Source organism: Clostridium tarantellae, assembly GCF_009295725.1.
GTDB classification, from domain to species: domain Bacteria; phylum Bacillota; class Clostridia; order Clostridiales; family Clostridiaceae; genus Sarcina; species Sarcina tarantellae.
Genome location: NZ_WHJC01000183.1, coordinates 1 through 6,903 on the forward strand (window position 1 = coordinate 1; position 6,903 = coordinate 6,903).

6 protein-coding genes and 1 pseudogene are annotated in these 6,903 nt (G+C 23.7%); all 7 read right to left on the reverse strand.

Going from position 1 to position 6,903, the window contains the following annotated elements; all coding sequences use genetic code 11:
- Nucleotides 1-697: ABC transporter ATP-binding protein (locus GBZ86_RS10945; RefSeq protein WP_152890607.1), on the reverse strand; the 697-nt coding region annotated here is incomplete at its 3' end.
- Nucleotides 697-1,686 (reverse strand): FecCD family ABC transporter permease, encoded by a 990-nt coding sequence (locus GBZ86_RS10950; protein ID WP_152890609.1) that lies wholly within the window; start codon nucleotides 1,684-1,686, stop codon nucleotides 697-699. The genes GBZ86_RS10945 and GBZ86_RS10950, both read right to left, overlap by 1 nt.
- Nucleotides 1,687-1,696: 10 nt before the next feature.
- Complete coding sequence (isdE, locus tag GBZ86_RS10955) at nucleotides 1,697-2,584, reverse strand: heme ABC transporter substrate-binding protein IsdE (RefSeq protein WP_152890611.1); 888 nt, start codon at nucleotides 2,582-2,584, stop codon at nucleotides 1,697-1,699.
- 104 nt (nucleotides 2,585-2,688) lie between these two features.
- Nucleotides 2,689-3,630: an NEAT domain-containing protein gene (locus tag GBZ86_RS10960; RefSeq protein ID WP_152890613.1), complete on the reverse strand. Its 942-nt coding sequence runs from the start codon at nucleotides 3,628-3,630 to the stop codon at nucleotides 2,689-2,691.
- 9 nt (nucleotides 3,631-3,639) lie between these two features.
- Nucleotides 3,640-4,773 carry an NEAT domain-containing protein gene (locus GBZ86_RS18435; protein WP_327444986.1) on the reverse strand — a complete coding sequence of 378 codons (1,134 nt, stop codon included), beginning with the start codon at nucleotides 4,771-4,773 and terminating at the stop codon, nucleotides 3,640-3,642.
- A gap of 231 nt (nucleotides 4,774-5,004) precedes the next feature.
- Nucleotides 5,005-5,304 (reverse strand): annotated as a pseudogene (locus tag GBZ86_RS18440) (leucine-rich repeat domain-containing protein); the annotation flags it as partial.
- An 18-nt stretch (nucleotides 5,305-5,322) separates the two neighbouring features.
- On the reverse strand, nucleotides 5,323-6,585 hold the full coding sequence (locus GBZ86_RS10970) for an NEAT domain-containing protein (RefSeq protein WP_152890617.1): 1,263 nt from the start codon (nucleotides 6,583-6,585) through the stop codon (nucleotides 5,323-5,325).
- Nucleotides 6,586-6,903 lie beyond the last annotated feature (318 nt).

Genomic DNA, 6,903 nt, shown 5'->3' on the forward strand with positions numbered 1-6,903 from the left:
TTTTTAATAATTGTTCAGTTATGACTTCATTTGGTTCTCCTTGTTCCATTATACATCCATTTTTCATAACTACTACTTTATTACTATATTTTATTGCCTGATTTATATCATGCAATACCATAACAACTGTTATATTATACTTACTATTTAATTTTTTAACTAATTCTAACACTTCTATTTGATGAAAAATATCTAAATACGTTGTAGGTTCATCTAAAAATAATATTTTTGGTTTTTGTGCTAAGGCTAAAGCAATAAAAACTCGCTGTCTTTCTCCACCAGATAAATTCATAACATATTTATTTTTTAATTCTTTTAATCCTGTAGCTTCCATTGCCCAATTTATTATATTTTCATCATCTTTATTGTTTTTTTGAAAATAACTCTTATGAGGTATTCTTCCATATCCAATTAAATTTTCTACTGTTATATCCTCAGGTGTACTATTATGTTGATATACTGTAGAAATCTTTTTGGCAATTTCTTTACATTTTAAATTATTAATTAGCGTATTTTCTATATATATTTGTCCACTTTTAGGTTTATTAAAAGTGCAAAGCATACTTAATAATGTTGACTTTCCACTTCCATTTGGCCCAAGTATTGTAGTTATTTTTCCTTTAGGTATATGTATATTTAAATTTTTTATAAACTCTTTATTATCATAAGAAAATTCTATATTTTCTCCTCTTAACATTATGCTTTGCTCCTCCTTAAAAGATATAAAAAGAATGGACCTCCAATAACAGCCATTACTATTCCTACAGGTATCTCATAAGGTTTAGCTATGGTTCGTCCTAATGTATCAGCTATTAAAAGTAGCATGGCTCCTATTATGCAACTAAAAGGTAGTAAATATTTATGATTAGATCCTATTAAAATTCTACAAATATGTGGTACTACTAATCCAATAAATGCTATTATTCCTACTATTGAAGTTGATATTCCTGCTAAAAAAACCGCAACTAAAGATATTACAATCCTTAATACATCAGCATTAAAACCTAAACTTTTAGCATTTTTGTCTCCAAGTATAATTATATTACATGCTTTAAACAAAATAAATGCAGCTATTAATCCTATTAAAGTATTTATAAAAAGAGCATTTACATCTTTCCATGTTACTGTTGCTAAACTCCCTGAAAGCCACATTTGAACACTTAAAGAATTCCTTCCATTAAATATAGTTATCATTGTTGTCATACCTCCTAGCATTGCATTAACAGCAATTCCAGCAAGTATTATTCTCATAGGTGATATGTTTTTTTTAAATGCTAATAAATAAACTATTATGCAAGATAATAATCCTCCTAAAAAACCAAATAAAACTCTATAATTATTTAATGAAGGAAATAAAACCATAATTGCTATTGTTACTAAACTAGCACCCGATGATATTCCTGTTACTGAAGGGTCTGCTAGTGGATTTTTTATTATAGACTGTAATAAAACACCTGAAACTGCAAGGTTTGCACCTACTAAAATAGCTGTAATTACTCTTGGCATTCTTAAATCTCGTATTATTCCCATATTATCTTGGTTATTGTTAGTTAATATTCCAGTTATCAACTCTTTAAAGGTTATATCTATACTTCCAATTTTCATGGATATTACTGCTATTAATAATAATAGAATACTAGAAATTCCTATATATATTGTTTTTTTTATATTGTTTTTATTATTCATTATTTCTCCTTTAGTTATTATATAAAGTTTTATCTAGCATATCTAAAGCATTATTTACTTTTAAATTAGCACTCATACCAAAATACTCACTATCTAAATACTCTACTTTATTATTTTTAACAGCGATTACTCTTTGCCACATTGGATTTGTAGTTAATTCATTTTTTGCCATAACTTTAGAAGTTTCTGGATCTCCATGCGTCATAACTAATACCTTATCAGGATTTAACTTTACTATTTCTTCCATGTTAATAGGAACAAATGGTGATTTATTATTTTTAATAAGATTTTCCGCTCCAATTGCATCTATTAAACTTCCTAAATAACATTTATCAGTTCCTATCATTAAACTTCCTGGTGCAGAAAATACTATTAAAACTTTTGGTTTTTCTTCTCCCTTATGAGCTTTTATTATTTCATTTTCTTTTGAAACTATTGTAGATAATATCTTATCTGCTTCATCTTTTTTATTAAATTTATTTCCTAATTTATCTATAGTTTCTTTTAACCCATTTAAACTAGTTAAAGTTACAAATTCACTAGGAATATTATTTTCTATAAATATATTTTTAAAATCATCCCCTAAAGTATCAACGGAAACAACTACTGTAGGATTTAATGATTTAATTATCTCTAAATCTGGATTCATAGGACTTCCAACTTTTACAGCATCTTTTGTTCCTTCTGGTAAGTTATATATAGTTGTAGGTACTCCTTTTAATTTAATATCTAAACTATCCAATATTTCTGTTACTGCTACTGATGTAGAAATTATAACTGGTTCTCTATTAGCAGTTTTATTTTCATTGTTATTTAAATTTTCTGTACTTGAACAAGCTCCTAAAGAAATTACTAGCAAAAATGACATAGCATAAGATATTATTTTTTTAAAATTCATAATTAATCTCCTTAAAATATTATTTAAATTTAATTATAAAAAGAGATTCATTAAAATTCATTTTTACAATGATATTTTATGGAACCTCTTTTTATTATATATTACTATCTATGTTGTTTTTTTAACTTCTTTACTGCAAATATAGTTCCACCAACAGTAACAATTCCAATTACTAAAATAATTATCATTACATTTTTATTTAATCTTTCGTAAATATTACCTTTTCCTTCATCTTCAAGATTTAATTTTTCATTCGAAACATTTTTTTCTTCATTATCTTTGTTTTCATTTAGATTATTCTCTATATTATTTTCCTCTGCTTTAACTTCTTGTGATTCCATATTTTCTTGTTTATCTGAATTTTTTTCCTTGTTTTCTTTATCTTTATTTAACTGTTCAGAAGTACTTTCATTATTTTCTTTTTTAATTTCTGTTATTTTACTATCTTCATCAATCTTATTGGTTGAATTTTCTTTTGGTTCATTATTAGTAATAATAGCTTTATTAGATGTTTCTTCCTTATTTTCTTTATTAACTTGCTCTTTAATTTTTTCTCCTTTAGAAATTTCTTTATTAAGCTTAGGCTCTTCTATAGCTTCTATAAGATTTGCTGTTTCTAATTTAGGAATTATATTAAAGCTTACATCTCTACTCATAGGTCCAACATATATTTTAGGAGTAATTTTAGAACTTGGTGAATTAGCTTTAAATTTTAATGTTATGGTATCATTATTTGTATCTTTATCTACAGTATCTACTTCCACACTTCTACCATCTACAACCATTCTAAAGTTACTCATATATTGAGCTCCAGAAAGAGTTATTGTAAAAAATACATTTCCATTTTTAATTTCCATTTTCATATTGGGATCTAAACGCCCTCTTGCCATAGACCTTCCTGTTTCTGAACTATGATATATATCATTTTGTACAGTATAAATTCCACTTTTAAATCCACCATTATCTGCTGCTTTAACCATTAAACTATTAGTAAATATAAATATATTTATTAAAAACATGGTTATTAATCTTTTAAATATCTTCATATCCTATTCCTACTTTCTACCTTTTTTCTTTAGAAATACTCCTAATGCCATAATACTTGAACCTACTATAGATAATATACTGGCACCTATAGGTTGTCCTGTATTTGGTAGAATTTTATTATTTTCATTAATATACTTGTCTTTTTCACTTTTAGATATTTTTTCATCTTCATTTTTATTATTTAAAAAACTATTAGAATTTTTTATTTCTTCATTTTTAACCTTTTCTTTTATTGTATCTTTTTGCAATTTTTTTTCTGAAGGTAATTTTGCATTACTTTCATTTAAATCTTTTTTTATTGGCTTTAAAGTATTTTTATCATGAACAATTGAAAAATCAACTGAACGATTCATAGGAATTACAAACATCTTCATACCTACTTTGAAATTATTTTCAGGAGTTTGTACTTTTATCTTTAAATTATTACCTTCACCCTTTATTTTTTCATGTGGTACTTCTTTACCATCAATAAATGTGTCAATATCTTTTAAATATCCTTGAGTATCCATGTCAAAAGTTAAATATTTTTTTTCATTATTCACTTCTACTTTAGTGGTATCTTTTAATACTTTTCTTACCATTGATTTTCCTATATCACTTGTATCTTCAATATTATTTTTAATCTCATATATTGAAACTTCATTTTTTTTTTCATTTTTTTCCAATTTAGATTTTTCGTATTCATTAACTATTGCTGTTGCATAAATAAAATCTCTAAACTCTAATTCTTTAATGGCAGTTTGACTAGCTAATACTGTTGTAATAACTCTATATTCATCACCATTTTTCATATTTTTATCAGTATAATTAATTGGTTTATATGCTTTATCTTCTTCTAATATGTTTTTTAAAGTTTTATATTGTCCATTATTATCTTTTTTCTGAATATCTGTTTTTATTGTCCAATCATAATTTTTAGAATTTAATAAATCTACTACATTCTTATTATTTAAATACTTTTTATAATTTTCTATATTTGCAAATTTATTATTAGGTAAACTTCTATCCCAAAATTTATCCCAACAAAGTATATCTAATGGGGATAACTCACTTTCTATTGTTATAAGGCCATTTTCCGCTTTAAATAAAGTTTTAGTTTCTATCTTCTGAGGTTTTATTGTTAATCTTTCTAAATTAATCATTCCATCAGTATTAACTTTATTTAAACTAATATCAATATTTGCTTTTTCAAAAATTTCATCTATATTTTTAGGAATATCTAATATCTCATTATCTTCAATGTTAAATTTTGTTAGATTTTTAAGATTATAGAATGAGCTAGGTATTTTATTTATGTTATTATGTTGTAATTCTAAATTCTTTAATTTCTCTAATTTACCTATATATTCTGGAATAAATTCTAAATTATTCTTTCCTAAACATAAATAAGTAATATTATTCAAATTTTCCATAGAGTTAGGTAATTTTCTCAAATTATTATTATCTAAATATAATGATTCTAACAAATCTAAATTATTAAAAATATTATCTGGTAATTTATTTAAGTAGTTATAATTTAAAGATATTGATTTCAAACAAGTTAAATTATCAAAAGTTCCTTCTTCCACAAATTTAATTTTATTATTTCCTAATTGTAATCTTTTTAAATTAGTTAATTTATCAAATACTCCCTTAGGAATTACATTAATATTATTATTATTTAAAGATAAAACCTCTAAATTGGTTAAATTTTAAAATACATCTATAGGTAATGTTTCTATTTCATTTCCTCCTAAAAATAATTCTTTTACATTTTCCCCTAAAAATTTTAATTTTGAAATATCTTTTATTTTACATCCAGATAAATCAATAGTTCCAGATGCTTTCTTTAATTCTTCTTCACTAATTTTTCCATCTTTATTTAAATCTAAATGTTGATCTATCAAAGCTTTATCAAGTAGTTCATCATCACTTACTTTGTTATTTAATTGATTAAAACCTATCCAGCCTTTTTTATATGTAGGTTTAAAAATTATTCTGGCTTTTCTATATTTGTCCATATTGCCTATGTCACTTTTTTGTCCACCCATTGCAGTAACAAGCACACCTACAATATTAGGTTTTGTTAAATCTGTAATTGGTACAGTAATTATTTGCCCTTTTGACTCTCCATTTTTCCCCACTTCCGAAATATTTTGTTTTATGCTATTAGGAAAATTCTCATTAGAACTCAAACGAAAATCAATCATCATTTCTGAAAAAAAAGTATTTAAAAAAGTTAATGTCATTTTTTTGTTTTTCACTTCCAATTTAACATTTTTATCAAAGAATCCTCCTAACATAGATGATTCATCACTATCTACTTTATAAGCATTGAATTCTAAAGTATACAATCCATCCTCTAAATTATTATTTAAATTAGAAAGTATACAGTTTGCATCATTTGACTTAAAATCTTTTGTTTCTTTCTTTTCTTTTTCTAAATTTTCTTCTATTTTATTAGATATATTTATATTTTCTTTATTGTCACTATTTTCTTCATTCAATTCCTTTTCTGTACTTATTCCTTGTTGTTCCACAAATGTTCCATCAAATTTTATTTTTATAATGTAATCGTAATAGCCATTAGCTTCTATTTTAATAACATTATCCCCCTCTTTAAAAGAAGTATCTGTTAACAATAGACCTCCAAAGTTAACACTAAATATATATTCATTTTTAGATAAACTATAGGATTTTTCATATTTAACTCCATTAACTTCAATGTTTGTTACAGAATCAATGTAATTTCTAACTTTAGTAGTATCATTAAATTTTATTAAATATCTATTTTTTTCTTTAGTTTTTTCTGTTTTTAATAAATTTGGACAAAAACTTAATTTATTATTTAAGTTTTTACTACTTTCAGCAGTACCTATTTCTTTAGGTTTAGCTAAAACTTGTGTAGTCCCTATCCCTCCTATGTTACTTAAAATAACTAACATTGCTAATGTCTTAGATAAATTTTTTTTCATAAGTTTACATATTAAAGATTTAATTATTTTAAAACTTTAATATTTCCTCCTCTCATATATGTATATTATTTTTTTAATTTTTTTAAATTCTTTTATAAAAAATCATTTTAAATTTACAATATTATGTTTTTCCAAATCTTATTATATGCTATTTGATAATGATTTTCAATACTATTTAATATTTTTTATCATGGAATTTTATTATATGTAAAAAAACTATTAAATTACTATTTTTTTTTCTATAAATATATTAATTTTTTTGAAAAATATTATTTAAATTAAAATATCTATAACGTTTTTCTTAATTTAGTTTTAACT

Excerpts from the sequence above, each read along its gene's own strand:
- GBZ86_RS10950 (WP_152890609.1), bottom strand. The coding sequence starts at position 1,686 with ATGAATAATAAAAACAATATAAAAAAAACAATATATATAGGAATTTCT.
- GBZ86_RS10960 (WP_152890613.1), bottom strand. The coding sequence starts at position 3,630 with ATGAAGATATTTAAAAGATTAATAACCATGTTTTTAATAAATATATTT.
- GBZ86_RS18435 (WP_327444986.1), bottom strand. The coding sequence starts at position 4,773 with ATGATTAATTTAGAAAGATTAACAATAAAACCTCAGAAGATAGAAACT.
- GBZ86_RS10970 (WP_152890617.1), bottom strand. The coding sequence starts at position 6,585 with ATGAAAAAAAATTTATCTAAGACATTAGCAATGTTAGTTATTTTAAGT.
- isdE (WP_152890611.1), bottom strand. The coding sequence starts at position 2,584 with ATGAATTTTAAAAAAATAATATCTTATGCTATGTCATTTTTGCTAGTA.